At 70.9% G+C, this 18,976-nt stretch carries 11 protein-coding genes and 1 riboswitch; of the genes, 5 read left to right on the top strand and 6 right to left on the bottom strand.

The annotated features are described in order from the left end of the window. Positions 1 to 20: 20 nt before the first annotated feature. Both IW245_RS17860 and IW245_RS17855 read right to left on the bottom strand, forming a co-directional pair. On the bottom strand, positions 21 to 1,016 hold the full coding sequence (locus IW245_RS17860; RefSeq protein WP_197004314.1) for a ribonucleotide-diphosphate reductase subunit beta: 996 nt from the start codon (positions 1,014 to 1,016) through the stop codon (positions 21 to 23). Next, positions 1,016 to 3,292 (bottom strand): ribonucleoside-diphosphate reductase subunit alpha, encoded by a 2,277-nt coding sequence (locus tag IW245_RS17855; protein WP_197004313.1) that lies wholly within the window; start codon positions 3,290 to 3,292, stop codon positions 1,016 to 1,018. The genes IW245_RS17860 and IW245_RS17855 overlap by 1 nt, the downstream gene beginning before the upstream one ends. 113 nt (positions 3,293 to 3,405) lie before the next feature. Continuing rightward, positions 3,406 to 3,609: riboswitch (cobalamin riboswitch) on the bottom strand. Positions 3,610 to 3,856: 247 nt separating this feature from the next. Between IW245_RS17855 and IW245_RS17850 the strand changes: the two genes are divergently transcribed. Further along, complete coding sequence (locus IW245_RS17850) at positions 3,857 to 5,992, top strand: alpha-L-fucosidase (RefSeq protein WP_197004312.1); 2,136 nt, start codon at positions 3,857 to 3,859, stop codon at positions 5,990 to 5,992. A gap of 79 nt (positions 5,993 to 6,071) precedes the next feature. On the opposite strand, the gene IW245_RS17845 is transcribed toward IW245_RS17850, so the two are convergent. Then, on the bottom strand, positions 6,072 to 7,652 hold the full coding sequence (locus IW245_RS17845) for a M4 family metallopeptidase (RefSeq protein ID WP_197004311.1): 1,581 nt from the start codon (positions 7,650 to 7,652) through the stop codon (positions 6,072 to 6,074). A gap of 322 nt (positions 7,653 to 7,974) precedes the next feature. Here IW245_RS17845 and IW245_RS17840 point away from each other — a divergent pair, with 322 nt between their 5' ends. Then, complete coding sequence (locus tag IW245_RS17840; RefSeq protein WP_307788894.1) at positions 7,975 to 9,645, top strand: SulP family inorganic anion transporter; 1,671 nt, start codon at positions 7,975 to 7,977, stop codon at positions 9,643 to 9,645. A 186-nt stretch (positions 9,646 to 9,831) separates the two neighbouring features. Continuing rightward, positions 9,832 to 10,587: a DnaE2-dependent mutagenesis accessory factor ImuA' gene (gene imuA' / locus IW245_RS17835; protein WP_197004310.1), complete on the top strand. Its 756-nt coding sequence runs from the start codon at positions 9,832 to 9,834 to the stop codon at positions 10,585 to 10,587. Between the two features lie 15 nt (positions 10,588 to 10,602). Here imuA' and IW245_RS17830 read toward each other — a convergent pair whose 3' ends face one another. The 3 genes from IW245_RS17830 to IW245_RS17820 all read right to left on the bottom strand — a co-directional run bounded on the left by IW245_RS17830 (position 10,603) and on the right by IW245_RS17820 (position 13,819). Then, positions 10,603 to 11,748, bottom strand: a complete 1,146-nt coding sequence (locus tag IW245_RS17830) for a hypothetical protein (protein ID WP_197004309.1) — start codon at positions 11,746 to 11,748, stop codon at positions 10,603 to 10,605. 611 nt (positions 11,749 to 12,359) lie between these two features. Continuing rightward, entirely contained in the window at positions 12,360 to 12,704 is a 345-nt protein-coding gene (locus IW245_RS17825) for a helix-turn-helix domain-containing protein (RefSeq protein ID WP_197004308.1), read from the bottom strand. Next, positions 12,701 to 13,819, bottom strand: a complete 1,119-nt coding sequence (locus IW245_RS17820; protein WP_197004307.1) for a tyrosine-type recombinase/integrase — start codon at positions 13,817 to 13,819, stop codon at positions 12,701 to 12,703. Before IW245_RS17820 ends, IW245_RS17825 begins: the two co-directional genes overlap by 4 nt. Positions 13,820 to 13,961: 142 nt before the next feature. On the opposite strand from IW245_RS17820, the gene IW245_RS17815 reads away from it, so the two are divergent. Both IW245_RS17815 and IW245_RS17810 read left to right on the top strand, forming a co-directional pair. Next, the gene (locus IW245_RS17815; RefSeq protein ID WP_231398842.1) at positions 13,962 to 15,512 is read left to right on the top strand and encodes a DNA polymerase Y family protein; all 1,551 of its coding nucleotides are present in this window, start codon (positions 13,962 to 13,964) and stop codon (positions 15,510 to 15,512) included. A 124-nt stretch (positions 15,513 to 15,636) separates the two neighbouring features. After that, positions 15,637 to 18,873: an error-prone DNA polymerase gene (locus tag IW245_RS17810; protein WP_372445308.1), complete on the top strand. Its 3,237-nt coding sequence runs from the start codon at positions 15,637 to 15,639 to the stop codon at positions 18,871 to 18,873. The last annotated feature ends 103 nt before the right edge of the window (positions 18,874 to 18,976 follow it).

Genomic DNA, 18,976 nt, shown 5'->3' with positions numbered 1-18,976 from the left:
CAGACACCTCCGTCGCCCGCCTAGAAGTCCTCGTCGAGGCTGACGGTCCCGCCGACGGCCGTCTGGTACGCCGTCACCCGCCGTTCGAAGAAGTTCGCCAGCTCCTGCACGTCCTGCAACGCCATGAACGGGAACGGGTTCGCCGACCCGTACCGCGCCGGGAGCCCCAGCCGGGCGAGCCGCTGGTCGGCCACGTACTCCAGGTAGGAGCGCATGTCCGTGGCCGTCATGCCGGCCAGCCCGTCGCCGCACAGGTCCTCGGCGAACGCCAGCTCCGCCTCGACGGCCTCCTCGATCATGGTCGTCACCTGCGCGCCGAGGGAGTCGTCGAAGAGCGAAGGTTCCTCGGCGCGGACCACGTCCACGACGGCGAACGCGAAGTCCATGTGCATGGACTCGTCGCGGAACACCCAGTTCGTGCCGGTCGCCAGGCCGTCGAGGAGGCCGCGGGACCGCAGCCAGTACACGTAGGCGAAGGCTCCGTAGAAGAACAGGCCCTCGATGCAGGCGGCGAAGCAGATCAGGTTGAGCAGGAAGGCGCGCCGGTCCTCGCGGGTCTGGAGCGACCGCAGATCGTGCAGTGAGTCGATCCACCGGAAGCAGAACTGGGCCTTCGCCCGGATCGACGGGATGTGTTCGACGGCGGAGAACGCCTCGGCCCGGTCCTTGTCGTCGGGCAGGTACGTGTCCAGCAGCGTCAGGTAGAACTGGACGTGCACCGCCTCCTCGAACAGCTGGCGGGACAGGTACAGCCGGGCCTCGGGCGCGTTGATGTGCCGGTACAGGTTCAGCACCAGGTTGTTCGACACGATCGTGTCCCCGGTCGCGAAGAACGCGACGAGCCGGTTGACGAGGTGCCGCTCCCCGGCGGACAGCGCGGCCAGGTCGGGCAGGTCGCCGGTGAGGTCGACCTCCTCGACGGTCCAGGTGTTGCGGATGCCGCCCCGGTAGCGCTCGTAGAAGTCGGGGTAGCGCATGGGGCGCAGGGTCAGGTCCAGGCCTGGGTTCAACAGCATTACTGGCACGCCTCGCAGATCTCGGGGTTCTCCAGGGAACAGGCCACGGCCTCGGCGTCCGGGCCGATGGTCGGCAGAGTGGCGGAAACCGTCGTCTGCGCGATCCGGGTCGCCGGCCGCGACCGCAGGTAGTAGGTGGTCTTCAGGCCGGCCCGCCACGCGTAGGCGTACATCGAGGAGAGTTTGCCGATCGTGGGGGTGGCCATGAACAGGTTCAGCGACTGGGACTGGTCGATGTAGGGGGTGCGCGCGGCGGCCAGGTCGATCAGGGCCTTCTGCGGCACCTCCCACGCGGTGCGGTAGAGCTGCTTGACGTCGGACGGCAGGTCCAGGTCCTGCACGGAGCCCTCGGCCCGTAGGATCGCGTCCCGGACCCCCGAGGTCCACAGCCCGCGACCCACGAGATCCCTGATCAGGTACTTGTTGACCTGGAGGAACTCCCCGGACAGCGTCTCGCGCTTGTACACGTTGGACACCGGCGGCTCGATGCACTCCGCGCAGCCGGCGATCGACGCGATCGTGGCGGTGGGCGCGATGGCGACCATGAGCGAGTTGCGCAGCCCGGTGCGGGCGACCCGGGCCCGGACGGCGTCCCACTCGGGGGAGTTCGCGGCGTTCCAGTGGTCGGGGTGCAGCACCCCGTCGGCGGCCCGGGTGTCGGCGTAGGACGGGTGGGTGCCGTGCTGCTCGGCGAGGCCGGCGGACGTGTCGTAGGCGGCGAGGGCGATCCGCTCGGCGATCCGGGTGGACAGCGCCAGGGCCTCGGCGGAGTCGAACGGCAGCCGGAGCCGGAAGAACACGTCGGCCAGGCCCATCACGCCCAGGCCGATCGGCCGCCACCGCCGGTTGGTCTCGGCGGCCTCCGGGGTCGGGTAGTAGGTCAGGTCGATGGTGCGGTCGAGGAACGTCACGGCGGTGCGCGCCGTGCGGTCCAGCGCCGCCCAGTCCATGCCGGCGTCGGTGCAGTGCGCGGCCAGGTTGATCGAGCCCAGGTTGCACACGGCCGTCTCGCCGTCGCTGGTGACCTCGAGGATCTCGGTGCACAGGTTGGACAGGTGCACCACGTTCTCGGGCTTCGCGGTCTGGTTGCAGGTCCGGTTGGCCTGGTCCTTGAACGTCATCCAGCCGTTGCCGGTCTGGGCCAGGGTGCGCATCATCCGGCCGTAGAGGTCGCGGGCCGGGATCTGCTTCACGTAGCGTTCGGCCCGCTCGGCCGCCGTGTAGGCCGCGTCGAACTCCGAACCCCAGAGGTCGGTGAGTTCCGGCACCTCCTTCGGGTCGAACAGCGACCACGCCGCGTCGGCCTCCACTCGGCGCATGAACTCGTCGGGCACCCAGTTCGCGAGATGCAGATTATGGGTACGCCGCGCCTCGTCCCCGGTCGAGTCGCGCAGCTCCAGGAACTCCTCGACGTCGGCGTGCCAGGTCTCCAGGTACACGCACGCCGCGCCCTTGCGCCGGCCGCCCTGGTTGACGGCGGCCACCGAGGAGTCGAAGGTGCGCAGCCAGGGCACGATGCCGTTGGAGTGCCCGTTGGTGCCCCGGATCAGGGAGCCGCGCGAGCGCACCCGCGACCAGGAGATCCCGATCCCGCCCGCGTACTTCGACAGCCGCGCGACCTGCGCGTACCGGTCGTAGATGGACTCCAGCTCGTCGCGGGGCGAGTCGAGCAGGAAACAGCTGGACAGCTGGGGCCGCCGGGAGCCGGAGTTGAACAGGGTCGGGGAGCTGGGCAGGTAGGACAGGGTGCTCATCAGCGCGTAGAGGTCGGCGGCCTCGGCGACGGACGCGGCCAGCCCGCAGGCGACCCGGAGGAAGAAGTGCTGCGGGGTCTCCATGACCTGCCGGGTCTCGGGGTGCCGGAGCAGGTAGCGGTCGTAGACGGTGCGCAGGCCGAAGTACTCGAAAAGGTCGTTCTTCTGGTCGTCGACGAGGGCATCGAGTTCGGCGGCGTGCCGGGCCACGAATCCGGCGATCGTCGGGGCGAGCAGGCCGGCGGCGTGGCTGGCGGCGACCGACCCGGAGAACGAGGTCACGCCCTCGCCGGCGGCCTCGGCGGTGATGTGCGTGGCGAGCAGCCGGGCGGCGAGCCGGGAGTAGTTCGGCTCCTCGGCGACCAGCGCCGCGGCCATCTCGATGGCCCGGATCCGCAGCTCGGCCTCCGTCGCCCCGGGCCACGGGTTGGGCACGACCCGGCCGGGGTCGACCCCGGCCAGTCCCTCGGCGGACCGTGCGACGGTCTCGGCGGGCGTGGGGCTGTGCAGCACTGCGGTCATCGTTCTCCCACCCGGAAACACGAGGGGCACCGGGGCAGGAGGCGACAACGGCACACGGGTCCGCTCGTCCGCCGGGGCCCGCCCACGAGGCCCGGGACATGCGCGCGCCTTCGCCGGCGCGCGCGTCATTGGCAGGTCTTCGGACTCGTGGGCGTCGTGCTCGCGCCTACCGGCCGTCGCTTCCCAGGCTCGCGCCCAGTGCTGTGTGACGGCTTTCGTTCCCACTCACCGCTGCGGGGCAGTCCCGGATTCGCACCGGGTTCCCTCTTGCCGCACGTCCCCTGGCGGGGTTGTGCACCAACAACGGCACGACACTACATCTGGTGGTGGGCCGCGCGCAAAGGCACAGAGTGTTGGGGTGTCGTGTCGCATGGTGCCGCGCCGAGGTCGCGCGGCGTGTCGACACGCCAGCGGCCGGCCCGGCCGGGTCTGACGCGTTGAGATCGGATCTCTTCGTGGAAGGAGTGTCCACTGAGGTGGAAATATCCCGGTAACCTCCCGTTGACATTGATGAGTATCATCGCCACTATAGCGTGGTCATCGGATCTCTCCCCGGAGGCCGCCATGCGGTTCAGATCGTTTCTGGCACTACTCGCCCTCGCCCTCGCCCTGGTGGTGACCGGCGGTCCCGCGCACGCCGCGCCGGGCGACAACCACGTCCCCGACGACCCGTTCAGCTCCGCCCGCACCCAGTGGTGGCGGACGGACCACTTCGGCATGTTCATCCACTTCGGCCTGTACTCGGCGTACAAGGGCGAGTACACCCGGTCGAACGGCACGGTGTGCCGCGACGCCGAGTGGATCCGGCGGAACTGCGCCATCCCGTGGAACGAGTACGAGGCGAAGGCCGCCACGTTCAATCCCTCGGGCTTCGACGCCAACGCCGTGGTCAGCGCCGCGAAGAACGGCGGGCAGAAGTACATCGTGATCACCACCAAGCACCACGACGGGTTCGCGATGTGGCCCACGGCCGTCAACGACTGGAACATCCACGACCGCTCGCCGTTTAAGCGCGACATCCTCGCCGAACTCGCCACGGCGGCCCGCGCCCAGGGCGTCAAGCTCGGCTTCTACTACTCGATCTGGGACTGGCACGACCCCGACGCGCAGCCCGGCAGCACGAACTACCAGGCGTACCTGACCCGGATGCGGGCCCAGCTGCGCGAGCTGCTCACCAACTACGGCGACATCGCCGAGCTGTGGTTCGACGGCGAGTGGGAGGCGCCGTGGACGGCAGCCGAGGGCACGAAACTGGAGGACTACGTCCGGGGCCTGTCGCCGAACACGATCGTGAACAACCGGGTCGGCACGCGCACGATCGCCGACGGCGACTTCGGAACCCCGGAACAGGAGATCCCCGCGACGCCGACCGACGCCCAGCTGTGGGAGTCGTGCATGACGATCAACGACCACTGGGGGTACGCGAGCTACGACAGCAACTTCAAGTCCACCGCCTCGTTGACCCGCAACCTGGTCGGGATCGCCGCCAGTAGCGGCAACTACCTGCTCAACGTCGGGCCCGACGACCACGGGGTGATCCCGCAACCGGAGGTCGACCGGCTCGCCGGCATGGGCGCGTGGCTCACCGCCAACGGCCCTGCCGTGTACGGCGCCGGCTACACCGGGCTCGTCACCCGCCCGACCTGGGGCGTCGTCAGCCGGGCGGCCGACAAGCTCTACGCATCGGTCTACACCTGGCCGGCCAGCGGGGGGACGTTGCACCTGAGCGCCACGACCGGGTTCACCGTGACCGGGGCGCACGTGCTGCGGACCGGCGCGTCGGTGCCGGTCACCGCCGCCGGGGACGGCTTCGACCTGAAGCCGACGGGTACCGCCCCCGACCCGATCGCGTCCGTGATCGTCCTGGACATCGCCCCGCAGACCGCCGCGCCCGTGGGCACCGGCACCGGGCTCACCGCGCAGTTCTGGGCCAACACCGCGTTCTCCGGGCCGCCGGCGGTCACCCGCACCGACGCGGGCGTCAACTACAACTGGCGCGACACCGGTTCCCCGGCCCCGGCGATCCCGACCGACAACTTCGCCGGCCGGTGGACCGGGCTGATCGAGCCCCGGTTCACGGAGAAGTACACGTTCGCCACGTTGTCCGACGACACCGTGCGGCTGTGGGTCGACGGGCAGCAGGTGATCGCGAACACGACCCCGCACGGGGCGACCGTGGACAAGGGCGGCATCACGCTGACGGCCGGGCAGCGGTACGCGATCACCCTCGAACAGACCGAGAACGGCGGCGACGCGAGCGCCAAGCTGTTCTGGTCCAGCCCGAACACGCCGCAGCAGATCGTGCCGGCCAGCCAGCTCTACCCGACCGGCGCGACGGTCCTCAACGACAACGCCGCCGGCGTGACCTACACCGGGGCCTGGAACGTCAGCGCCAACCGGACCTACGCCGCCGACTACAACGCCGACGTGCACTACACGACGACCAACGGCGACGCGGTGTCGTACGCGTTCACCGGCACCGGGGTGGACTTCCGCACCGAGAGGTACAGCGACCAGGGGCTCGTCGACTTCTACCTGGACGGGGTGCTCAAGGCCACCGTGGACACCACGAACCCGACCCGGCTGTCCCAGCAGCTCGTCTACTCGGCGCGCGGGCTGAGCGCCGGGCCGCACACGCTGCGGGCCGTCAAACGCTCGGGGACCTACATGCTCGTCGACCGGATCGACGTGTTCGGCTGACACGGAACGGGAGGGGCGGACCGTCGGGTCCGCCCCTCCCGGGGTGCCGGCGCACGGGAGGCGCGCCGGCGGGGTGCGGCTACTTGACCGCGACCGCGGTCCAGGCCGCCGCGACGGCCTTGTACTCGGCGCTCGTCGCGCCGTACAGGTCGGTCGCCGCCTTCAGGCTGGCCACCCGGGCACCGGCGTAGTCGGTGGTGGAGCTCATGTACACCGTCAGCGCCCGGTACCAGATCTTCGCGACCTTGGTGTTGCCGATCCCGGCGACAGTGGACCCGTCGCACGTCGGGCTGTTGTAGGACACCCCGTTGAGGGTCTTCGCGCCGCTGCCCTCGCTGGCCAGGTAGAACCAGTGGTTGCCGACGCCGGAGGAGTTGTGCACGTCGAGCCGCTTGACCGTCCGGCTCCAGCAGTCCGCGGAGCTGCCGTCGGCGGACGGCTTGTCCATCCGGCGCAGCCACGGCGGGGTGGACTGGTCGCTGAACAGGTAGTCGCCCTGGTCGAAGGCGTTGCCGGCGTAGAACTCGACCATGGTGCCGAAGATGTCGCTGGTGGCCTCGTTCAGGCCGCCGGACTCGCCGCTGTAGCGCAGGTTCGCGGTCGCCGACGTGACGCCGTGCGTCATCTCGTGGCCCATGGTGTCGAGGTCGACCTGCTCCGGGTCGGTGGTGCCGTTGCCGTCACCGGTGAGCATGCAGAAGCACGCGTCCGACCACTGGGCGTTGTCCCACTTCGTGCCGACGTGCACGAACACCGTCGCGCCCTTGCCGTCGTTCTTGATGCCGTTGCGGCCGTGCACGTTCTTGTAGTAGTCGTACGTCCAGGCGGTGTTGGCGTGCGCGTCGACGGCGGCCGTGGACCGGTCGGTGGAGAACTTCTTCCCGTCGCCCCAGATGTTGTCCGCGTCGGAGAACAGGGTGCCGGAGGAGGCGGTGACCGAGTTCGAGGACACGTTGTGCGCGTCCTTCGTGACGTGCCCGCGCACCCCGTCCTTCAACGTGTAGGTGCCGTCGGCCTGCTGCGTCGTCTCGATCGACACGCTGCCGGTGTACTCGGACTTCCCGGTCCCGGCGACGTTCGGCTCCGCGTCGTAGCGCTCCAGCTCCTCGCCGGTGTTCGCGTCGGTCACCACGACCTCGCTGTCGGGCTCGCCGTGCGCGCCGGTGCCGGCAACCGTGGTCTCCCAGGCGATCCGGGGCGTGCCGTCCAGCGCCCACACCACGAGGCGCGGGGTGGACGAGTCGACCGTCAGCCCGGTCACGGACCGCAGAGCGTTGCCGGCGGTGTCGCGGGCCGACAGCTTCGGGGTGGTCGAGGCGAGCTTGATGTCGCGGGCCCGGGCGTGGTCGTGGCCGGCGAGGGTGCCGGAACGCGCGGTGTGCACCACGAAGTCGCCGCCGATCACCGGCAGTCCCTGGTAGGTCCGGTCGAAGCGGACGTGCTCGGTGCCGTCGGGGTCGACGATCACGTCGCGGACGCTGAGGGCCTGGCCGGGGCCGTAGCCGAAGGCGGCCGGGTGCTGCTTGACGTGGGCCGTGGCGCGGGCGATCGTCCGGTCGCGGGGGGTGCGGGTCGGGTCGGCGGCGGCGTTGGTGGCTCCGGTGCCGACGAGCGTGACGACGGCCAGGACCGTGACGCCGGCGAGGGTGAGGCGCTTCATGGGTACCTTCCGAGGGGTGGGCGCCCGCTGGAGGGGAGCGGGACCACAGCATGGAGGGCCACACCTCAAAGGCGCCTGAACGCCGACTTAACATCACGTCAATGCCGAGGTTCGTGCTCCCGGCGAACGACCCCGGGCCTACACGGGGTCGTTCTCGCACCTGAACCGCGTCAGGACCCCGGATGTCCGGGGTCCCGGTTCCTCGCGCGGAGGGCGTACCGGAAAATGAACTTGGTGTTCATGTTCTATCTCTAGCACTTTGGGTAGCCTATCCACTACTTTAGGTGAGATATCTGGCGACGCCGAGTGACGGGGGTGACCGGTGCCGGGAGCGTTGGGGAGCACGATGGCGGCCGGCCGGACCCGGCTGCGCGCCCTCCTGCCGTCGCGCGCGGACCTGGTGGCGATGCGCCGCCAACCCCGCCGCGACGTGTTCGCCGGCCTCACCGTCGCCGTCGTCGCGCTGCCCCTCGCGCTCGGCTTCGGGGTGTCCTCCGGGCTCGGCGCGGCGGCCGGCCTGGCGACCGCGATCGTCGCAGGGATCCTCGCCGCCCTGTTCGGCGGCTCGAACCTGCAGGTCTCCGGGCCGACCGGCGCGATGACCGTGGTCCTCGTGCCGATCGTGCACCAGTTCGGACCCGGCGGGGTGCTCACCGTCGGACTGCTCGCCGGCCTCGCCCTGATCGGGCTGGCCCTGGCTCGCGCCGGCCGGTTCGCCCGCTACGTGCCGGCCCCGGTCGTGGAGGGCTTCACGGTCGGGATCGCCGCCGTCATCTTCCTGCAACAGGTCCCGGCGGCCCTCGGCGTGCACGTCTCGCACCGCGACCACGTGATCATGGGAGCCTGGCACGCGATCCACGGCCCCCCGCACTGGGCCGGCACCGGGCTCGCGGTCCTCGTCGTGGTCGTGATGCTCGTCGGCGGCCGGTGGCGGCCCGGGGTGCCGTTCTCGCTGCTCGCCGTCGGCGCGGCCACCCTCGCCGCCCAGCTCGGCGGGCTCGACGTCGCCCGGATCGGCGCGCTGCCGGCCACACTGCCGGCCCCGTCGCTGGCCTTCCTCGACCCGGCGGCGGTCCCGGCGCTGCTCACCGCCGCCGGGGCCGTCGCGGCGCTCGCCGCCCTGGAGAGCCTGCTGTCGGCCACCGTCGCCGACGGGATGACGGTCGGACCCCGGCACGACCCCGACCGGGAACTCTTCGGCCAAGGCATCGCCAACCTGGTCACCCCGCTGTTCGGCGGCCTGCCCAACAGCGGGGTCATCGCCCGCACCGCCCTCAACGTCCGGTTCGGGGCCCGGTCCCGGCTGGCGGCCCTCACCCACGCCGCGGCCCTGGCCCTGGTCATGCTGGTCGCCGCGCCGCTCGTCGCGCACATCCCCCTCGCGGCACTCGCCGGGGTGCTGCTGGCCACGGCGATCCGGATGGTGGAGGTCGGCTCGCTGGCCATCCTGGCCCGCTCCACCCGGTCCGACGCCCTGATCATGGCCCTGACCGCCGTGGCGACCCTCGCCCTCGACCTCGTCTCCGCGGTCGGGATCGGCCTCGTCGTCGCCTGCCTGCTGGCGATCAGCGCCATCGCGCGTGCCGTCCGGGTCGAACAGGTGCCCCTCGACATCCCCGACCTGCTGCTCGCCGAGCACATCGCCACCTACAGCCTCGACGGCCCGCTGTTCTTCGCCGCCGCGCACCGGTTCCTGGCCGAACTGTCCGAGGTGCCCGACGTCCGGGTGCTGATCCTGCACCTGTCGCGGGTGTCGACCGTGGACGGCACCGGGGCCAGGATGCTCCGCGACGCCATCGAGCGCCTCGAACGCCAGGGGATCGCCGTCCACGTCTCGGGCATCGCCGCCGCGCACTCCCGGGCGCTGGAGGCCATCGGGGTACTCGACCGGCTGCGGACCGAGGGAAGGGTGCACGACACGACGGCGGAGGCGGTCGCGGCGGCGCGCGGGTACCTGCACCGGGCCGGCATGCTCGACCTCGACGCCGCCTGACCCGCGAAATGTCGGTTCGCCGCCCTCCTGGTCGAGGCGGCGCAGAGTGTCCCATGGGCGCTCTCTTGGCGGCCACTTTTTACCTCACCTGAGCCCACAAGTTTCGTACTAGTGTGCGATAGTCGGGGGGAGCAAGGATCTTCGTACCCCCGGTGAGCTGGGTGTTTCTGTCTGGGGGTGTGTGAGGTGGGTCGAGTTGCCGTGTTCTCCGCCGCGGAGGGCGACGACGACCCGCGACGGGCGGTGGTGACCGAATTGTTGCGTTCGCCGGCCCTCGCCGGGGCGGTGCGGACAGCGACCGCCGCCCCGGACGCCGAGGGCGGATCCGGGGCCAGGAACCTGCCGGTCACGGCCCGGTGCGCCGGCCTGCTCCCCGGCGGCCTGCGGCGGGGGAGCACCGTGGCGCTGACCAGCTCGACCGGACTCCTGATCGAGCTGCTGGCCGGCGCCTCGGGAGCCGGCGCGTGGTGCGCGGTGGTCGGACTGCCCGGATTCAGCGCCCTGGCCGCCGCCGACGCCGGGGTGGCCCTGGACCGGCTCGCCCTGGTGCCCCGCCCCGGCGCGAGCTGGCCGGAGGCGGTCTCGGCGCTCCTCGACGGATTCGACCTGGTGGTCGCCGCGCCCGGCGGGGCGGTGCCGGCCCGGCTGGCCGGCCGGCTGGCGGCGCGGGCCCGGCAACGCGGCGGGGTGTTGATCGGCTACGGAGCGACCCCGTGGCCAGGGGCCGACCTGGTCCTGGAGCCGGAAGGGTCCGCCTGGCACGGGCTGCGGCCGGGGCGGGGCCGGCTGCGGTACCGGGAGCTGACCGTCACGGCGCGGGGGCCGGGCCGACCGGTCCGGGCGACGCTGCGCCTGGGCCGACAACCCGATCCGACGGGTACCGGATCCGGGCACGCGCGGCCGGTGCGCGCGGGCGGGGCGGGGCTGAGGGTGGTGGGGTAAATGGGCGCAGTGAGCTTATTGCTCCTGGGCTGTATTTGTCCGGAGCGGGTTGGGTGTTCGGTTGGCGGCGTAGCTGGCCCAGTCGCGGCCGGCGAGTCTGGCCCAGACCACTGCGCGTCCGGGGTCGAGGCCGAGCAGGTCGGCGAGGACGGGGGCTGGGATTTCGCTGGCGAGGTGCATCATGGCGGCGTTGCGGGCCTGGCGGGTGTCGTGGATGCCGATCTGGTGCAGGCGTTGGCCCAGCGTGGCGGGGGTGATGGGACGTCCGGGGAATCCGCCAGGGAAGAGCCATTTTTGGGCAGGGTCCGGGTAGCTGGAGTGGCCGCGGTGGTGCATGAGGTGGCGGATCAGGGTGTCCAGTGGGGTTGGCATGGTGATCGGTTCGGTGGTGAACCGAACGTGCAGTTGGGTTTGGGTGTCGGTGACCTGATCGGCCGTCATTTTTGCGACTCGCGAGAGGTGTTGGCCGAAGAGCAAGACGAACAGGCCGCAGATGCGCAGCTCCAGTGCGATGTGGTCATCGTGGAGCAGTTTGTTGACCAGCGCCCATCGATCGTCGTTGTGCATGGTCGTCGTGGGTTGCGGATCCGGATGGCGCGTGATGCTCAGTTCGGCTGCGAGCTGGTGTTGGTGGGCCCATCTGAGAAACGCTTTGGTGTAGTGCCTTTCGTTCTGGGCGCAGTCGAGGATCCAGTGGTCCAGGAGAGGTTGGCGCAGTTGCGCCAAGGTTGTTTCTTGGGCGCTGAGCCATTGAAGGAGTCTGAGGGCGGTGCGGATGGTGGATCGTGCTCTGGCTGCTTGATTCTGGGAGAAGGGAGCGCGATTCGCTTTGGCTCGAGCTCGTCTCAAGACCGTCCAGGTGGCGAACAGTCTCACGATTCGCGCGTGTTCGGCAGGCTGGTCGGTGAGGAACTCGTTGAGCCATGGGACGAGGCGTTCCAAGCGAACGTGTTGGGCGGGCAGGACACCGGAGGTGATCAGGAAGTCGCGCAGGTGGTCGAGCGTGGGGGTTCGGGGCAGCTCGTCGAGGGCTTCGTGGGTGATCGGTATTTCTCCAAGTGCCATGCCGCGGAGGACGGGTTTCGCTTTACTGCGGCGGATCCAGTTGATCGCCGTTTTGGGGCGGCGTGTGGCCAGCATCGCGTCCAGGGCCGGCTTCATGCGGGGATTGATGTGCCCGTCAGGACCGGAAAGCAAAGCGGTGGCGCGTTCGGCCAGAACGCAACGGGCGCATCTGATGCCGTAGGGGTAGTCCTCGCGGCCGCATTGTCGGCAGGCCAGCGGTGATGGCCCGCCAGCGCAAGCTGCGCATATTCGCTGTCCGGCTTGATTCGCGGAGGCCAGGATTCTGGACTGCTGGCATGACGGGCATGTTTCAGGGTGGTGGCGGATCTCGTAGTCGCACTGCCGGCAGATGTGTTTGCCAGCCAGTTTGCCGCGACGATGTCCCTGGCGTCCGCATCGACTGCAGAGTATTAGGGAACGAGGAGTGCAGCTGCCGCAAATTGGCCCATCGCTCGTGCGTGCGGCGACATGGCTCAATCGACCGCAGCGCGAGCAGTGCGTTTGGTTGGCGGGGTCACGGCGGTAGCAGCGAGCGCAGATGGGGCCCGCTTCGGTGCGTTTGTTCACGGGGCGGTGCTGGCCGCATCGGACGCAGATCTTGGCCGTTCGATGAGCGCGGCAGTTCCCGCAGATGCCAGAGGTGTTCGACGTCATGCGTTTGCCGTCTTTGCCGCAGTCCGTGCATCGGCCGATCGGCTTGGGCATGGTCAGTCCGAGCCTTGGTTTGGCCGACGGATCCGGGCGCGAACGGGTCGCAGCTGCCCGATCCCCGCGTTGGTGGCCTCACCGGCCGCGGCCTTCTTGGGGATTTGCGTGGGCTCGGCGACGACCTCGATGAGATCCGAGGGGCCGCAGGCGAGGATGTCACACAAAGCGGTGAACACGTCCATGTTCATGCGCTGGGGTGTCTGAGTCACCAAGCGATAGACCTGTTCGCGCGACAGGCGCACCCCGCGTTCGGCCAGCAGTGGGACGAGGTCGCTGGTCTGGAACATGCCACGAGTCGCCATGAGCTGTCGCAGGTGCCAACGATAGGCCATCTTCCTGGTCATGACTGTTCGCCTTTCTCAGGCGAGTACACCCTGGCAAGAGCCTGGGCCAGTACTCGATTCTTGAAGTCATTGCTCACGGATGTGTATATCGCGGTGGTTGACGCGTACCGGTGTCCGACCTGCTCTTGGACGAACCGTTCCGGGTATCCGAACTCGACGAGGTGGGTGACATAGCTGTGGCGAAGACAGTGAGGGACGAGCTCTTTGGGCAGTCCGGCCTCATCGCGGAGTTGGGCGAAACGTTTGTCGAAGTAGCGGACGGAGACCCGGTTCGCCCGTTCGGTCACCCACAATGCAGGGTGGTCCCCGGCGTTGAACAGCGCCCTCGCCTCGGTGACCCACTGCCGCATGCCGTCAATAACCCAGTCGAACTCCGGGACCGTCAATACGGTTCGGCGCCGTGGCGGGCCACCACGGGAAGCCTTCCCGTAACGCACATGCAGCGAACCGTAACGTCCCCACGCTTTCGCATGCGGATTGGGTCGAAGGTCGACCAGATCAAGGCGACACAATTCTTGACGGCGCAGTCCGAAAGCGTAAGCCGTCTTCAACATCTGGGCGTCACGCAATGCGGCCAACGCCCCTTTGCGTCTGGAGCTGACTATCGCCTCGACCCGGGAGTCAGCAAAATCGAACAGCGTCTCAAGCTCGTCACATGTCAATGGTCGACGTTCGGGTTTTCCCTCGTAGTCAGCCAGATGCGCGACGGTGTTCCATTCGTGGCAGATCTGAATCGGTGCGGATCCGAATCTTCGAACGCAGTCCTCTTGCCATCCATAGGCTGGATCGCTCAAATAGTCGCAGAAAAGCCGCAGCGTCATCTGATAGCCGCGGATAGTCGAGACCGCCAACGGTGTGCCGCCACCGACCAGCCACGACGTGAACTGTTCCACGTCACCAGGACTCCACGTCCACGGATTCTCGTCGGTGAACGCCCGGAATCTTCGAATCAACGCCAGTCGACTGTCCACAGTCGTCGCCGCCAGCAGACGGCTGCGCTGCTGACGCGCCCAGCCCTCGAGCATCGCCTCGAACACCGCGGCGGCTTCGTCGAGATGGATCACACCATCGACGAGCACCAGGTGCGACGCACCAGGAACGTCCAGCCTCCGCATGAGCCCTCACCAGTGATGCAGTGGATACAACATCGTTGCATCACCCGTTCACTGCGGTCAAACACCCAGGTCAGGCCACTGTCGACCCCCATGGCAACTCACCACGTCATCATCCTGCAGGAACAAAGCCATGTTGCATCAGATGAATAATTCCTCTTCGATGCGGGCCATGGTGGTGTGGTGCCCGGACTGGCCGGTGACCGCCGCGTGCCGGGCCACGGACACCGACGTGCACTCCCCGGTCGCGGTCCTGCGGCTGAACCGGGTGGCGCACGCCAGTCCGGCGGCCCGCGCGGTCGGCGTGCGCCCCGGGCAGCGCAAACGCGACGCCCAGGCGCTGTGCCCGGACATGGCGGTCTTCGAGCAGGACCCGGCCCGCGACGCGGTCGCCTTCGAGCCGGTGGTCGCCGCGCTCGAGGAGCTCGCCGCCGGGGTGGAGGTGCTGCGGCCCGGCTCGTGCGCGCTGGCGGCCCGGGGACCTGCCGGCTGGTACGGGGGCGAGGAGAAGGCCGGCGAGACCATCGTCGACAAGCTGGCCCTCGCCTGCGACGTGGAGGCCCAGGTCGGGATCGCCGACGGGGTGCACGCCGCCGCCCTGGCCGCCCTGACCGGCGCCGTCGTCCCGCCGGGCGGCAGCGCCCGGTTCCTCACCGCCCTCGACGTGGGACTGCTCGGCCGGCCCGAGTTGGTCGGCCTGCTCCGCCGGCTGGGCATCACGACCCTCGGCGGGTTCGCGGCCCTGCCGGCCGGCGACGTGGGCGCGCGGTTCGGCGCGGACGGGGCCCTCGCGCACGCGCTGGCCGCCGGGCGCGACGAACGGCTGCTCGCGCCCAGGACCCCGCCCCTCGGCCTGGAGGTCGACCAGACCTTCGACGACCCGCTGGACCGGGTCGACGCCGCGGCGTTCGCCGCCAGGGCCCTCGCCGAGCGGCTCACCGAACTGCTCGGCGGGCACGGCCTGGCCTGTACCCGGCTCGTCATCGAGGCGACCACCGCCACGGGGGTCGAGCTGCGCCGGGTCTGGCGGCACGACGCGCTGCTGCGGTCGCAGGACGTCTCCGACCGGCTGCGCTGGCAGCTCGACGGCTGGCTGACCCACACCGCCCGGCGGGGCGGTGAACCGTCCGGGATCGCGCGGCTGCGGCTGGTCCCCGAGGGCGTCGTCACCGCCGGAGTGCTGCAACCCGGCCTGTGGGGCGGCACGGGCGACGACCGGGAGCGCGCGTACCGGGCGGCGTCGCGGCTGCAGGGCCTGCTCGGCCCCGAGGCGGTGGTGGCCCCGGTCCTCGACGGCGGGCGCGACCCGGGCGAGCGGGTCCGGCTGGTCCCGTGGGGGGACGAGCGCGGGGCGGAACGGCCGACGGACCGGCCGTGGCCGGGGGCGTTGCCGGCCCCGTACCCGTCCACTGTGTACCCCTCGCCGCCGGCCGTCCGGCTGCTCGACGACGCCGGCCGGCCCGTGACCGTCACCGGCCGGGCCGAGCTCAGCGCCCCACCGGCCCGGATCGTCTTCGACGGCGGGGCGTCGGCCGGGGTGCTCGCCTGGGCCGGGCCGCTGCCGGCCGACGACCGGTGGTGGGACCCGGCCACCGCGCGCCGGCAGGCCCGGCTCCAGCTGCTGCTCGCCGCCGACCGGGCCGTACTGATCTCGTGCGCGGCCGGGGCCTGGCGGCTGGAGGCCGACTATGACTGACCCGGGCGGCGGGCGGCGAAGCGGCCAGGGCGGCGACCGGCCGGCGGGTCGGGGCGGTGGGCGGCTGAGTGACCAGCGGTGGGGTGGCGGTGCCCCGCACACCTGGGGTGAGCTGCGCGACCTGATGGCCGCCCCACTGAGCGCCGACCAGGAGCACCCCGCCCCGCAGGCCGCCGGCCCGGAGGAACCCCGCCCGCCGAAGGCCCCGGCTCCGGAGCGCCCCCCGGTCGGCGACTACGCCGAGCTGCACGCCCACTCCCACTTCTCCTTCCTCGACGGCGCGTCCTCCCCGGAGGACCTGGTCGCCGAGGCGGTCCGCCTGGGGCTGCCGGCCCTGGCCCTCACCGACCACGACGGCATGTACGGCGTGGTCCGCTTCAACGAGGCCGCCCGCGCCGCCGGCCTGAAGGCGGTGTTCGGCGCGGAGCTGTCCCTGGACCTGCCGGCGACGGTGGCCGGGGCGCCCGACCCGGGCGGCAGCCACCTGCTCCTGCTGGCCCGGGGCACCGAGGGCTACGCCCGGCTGTCGTCGGCGATCGGCACGGCCCAGCTCCGGGGCGGCGAGAAGGGCCGACCCGTCTACGACCTGGACGAACTGGCCGCCGACCTGCGCGGCCACGTCCTGGTGCTCACCGGCTGCCGCAAGGGCGCTGTCCGCCGGACGCTGGAGGCCGGCGGGGCGGAGGCTGCGCGCGAGGAATTGGAGACGCTGGTCCGCCTGTTCGGCAAGAAGAACGTCGAGGTGGAGCTCACCGACCACGGCCACCTGGACGACTTCGACCGCAACGACGTCCTCGCCGGCCTGGCCGGGGAGCTGGGTCTGGGGGTGGTGGCCACCAACGCCGTGCACTACGCCCGGCCGTCGGGCCACCGGCTGGCGCAGCTGGTCGCCGCGGTGCGGGCTCGGCGGTCGCTGGAGGAGATGGACGGGTGGCTGCCGCCGGCTCCCACCGCGCACCTGCGGTCGGCGGCGGAGATGCGCGCCCGGTTCGGGGCCTGGCCGGACGCGGTGACCCGGACGGCCGGCATCGCCGCCGAGCTGGCCTTCGACCTGAAACTGGTCGCCCCGAACCTGCCGCCGTTCCCGGTGCCGCCGGGGGAGACCGAGGACTCCTGGCTGCGCGTGCAGGCGCTCCAGGGCATGGCCCGCCGCTACGGCCCCGACAACGAGGAGGCCAGCGAACAGCTCGACTACGAACTCGACATGATCGAGCGGCTGCGTTTTCCCGGGTACTTCCTCATCGTCTGGGACATCGTCCAGTTCTGCGAGCGCAACGACATCCTCGTGCAGGGCCGGGGCTCGGCGGCCAACTCCGTGGTCTGCTTCACGCTGGGCATCACGAAGGCCGACCCGATCCGGTACGGGCTGCTGTTCGAGCGGTTCCTCAGCGACGTGCGGGTCGGGCCGCCCGACATCGACCTCGACATCGAGAACGGCCGACGCGAGGAGGTCATCCAGTACCTCTTCCACAAGCACGGCCGGACCCACACCGCGCAGGTCGCCAACGTGATCACCTACCGCCGCCGCTCGGCGATCCGGGACGCGGCCCGCGCGCTGGGCTACTCGCCCGGCCAGGCCGACGCGTGGACGGCCGGGCCGGGTCACCGGGGCGGCCCCGCGCCCGACGACCTGCCCGCCGACGTGGCCACCTACGCCGCCGAGCTGGTGGGCGCGCCCCGCCACCTGGGGATCCACTCGGGCGGGATGGTGATCTGCGACCGGCCGGTCATCGAGGTCGTACCCGTCGAATGGGCCCGGATGGAGAACCGGACGGTGCTGCAGTGGGACAAGGACGACTGCGCGGCGACGGGGCTGGTGAAGTTCGACCTGCTGGGGCTGGGCATGCTCACCGCGCTGCACCACGCGGTGGACCTGGTGCGCGACCACCACGGCACGACGGTGGACCTGGCGGCGCTCCCGCCGGACGACCAGGAGATCTACGCGATGATCCGCGCCGGCGACTCCATCGGCCTGTTCCAGGTGGAGAGCCGGGCACAGATCCAGCTCGCGCCCCGGCTGAAGCCGAAGTGCTTCTACGACCTGGTGGTGCAGATCGCCCTGGTCCGGCCGGGCCCGATCCAGGGCGGGGCCGTGCACCCCTACATCCGCCGCGCCAACGAGCTGGAGGAGCCGACCGTCCCGCACCCGCGGATGGCGAAGGCGCTGGCCCGGACCCTCGGCGTGCCGCTGTTCCAGGAGCAGATGATGCAGCTGGCCGTCGACTGCGCGAACTTCACCGCCTCGGAGGCCGACCAGCTCCGCCAGGCGATGGGTTCCAAGCGGTCCCACGCGCGGATGCGGGAACTGCGGGAACGGTTCTACGCCGGCCTGGCCGACAACGGCATCACCGGCGCGATGGCCGACGACCTCTACCACCGGCTGGAGGCGTTCGCCGGCTACGGCTTCCCCGAGTCGCACTCGCTGTCGTTCGCCTTCATCGTCTACGCCTCCGCGTACCTCAAGCGCTACTACCCGGCGGCGTTCACGGCAGCCCTGATCCGCTCCCAGCCGATGGGTTTCTACTCCACGAACAGCCTGATCGGCGACGCCCGCCGGCACGGGGTGCCGATCCTCGGCGTGGACGTCAACGCCAGCGCCGCGGTCACGGGCCTGTCCGGGACGGGGACGGCGGCGGCGTCGGCGCGGCCAGGGACCTGGGGGGTCGGCGGCCCGGCGGTGCGCCTCGGCCTGGACCAGGTCCGGGGGATCGGGTCCGAGGTGGCGGCCCGGATCGCCGCTGGGCAGCCCTACGCCGGCCTGACTGACCTGGCTCGGCGGGCCGGGGTCACCGAGGCGCAGCTCGGCAACCTGGCGACCGCCGGGGCCTTCGCCGGCCTGGGGCTGGACCGGCGGCGTGCGCTGTGGACGGCGGGTGCCGCGGCCCGCGACACCCCGGACCGGTTGCCGGGCACGGTCGTGGGCACGCACGCGCCGACCCTGCCCGGGATGAGCGAGGCGGAGCTGGCCGCGGCGGACCTGTGGGCCACGGGCAGCTCGCCGGACAGCCACCCCGTGCAGTTCCTCCGGGACTGGCTGCGGGGCCGCGGCGCGGTGCCGGTCGGCGAGCTGGGGAAGGCGCCCGATGGGAGCCGGGTCCTGATCGGGGGGATCGTGACCCACCGCCAGGCTCCGGAGACCGCCGGGGGGATCGTGTTCGTCAACCTCGAGGACGAGACCGGTCAGGCCAACGTGATCTGCACGCCGGGCCTGGTCCGCCGCTACGCCAGGATCGCCAGAACGGCTCCGGCGCTGTTGGTCCGGGGCCGGTTGCAGAACGTCGACGGCGCACTCGGCGTGGCCGCCGATCAACTCACCGCCCTGAATCTCTCCGCGGCGCCCCGCTCCCGCGATTTCCGCTGACCGATCGCTCTGAGCCACACGCCGTCCACCTTTTCCCCCGCTGCTCGCACCCATAAATCGTACACCAGTTCGAGTTCCGTTCGACCCGGATGCTCACCTCGGA

Source organism: Longispora fulva, from assembly GCF_015751905.1.
GTDB lineage: Bacteria > Actinomycetota > Actinomycetes > Mycobacteriales > Micromonosporaceae > Longispora > Longispora fulva.
Note: the sequence above shows the minus strand (reverse complement) of the source record. Positions and strands in the feature narration are given on the sequence as shown.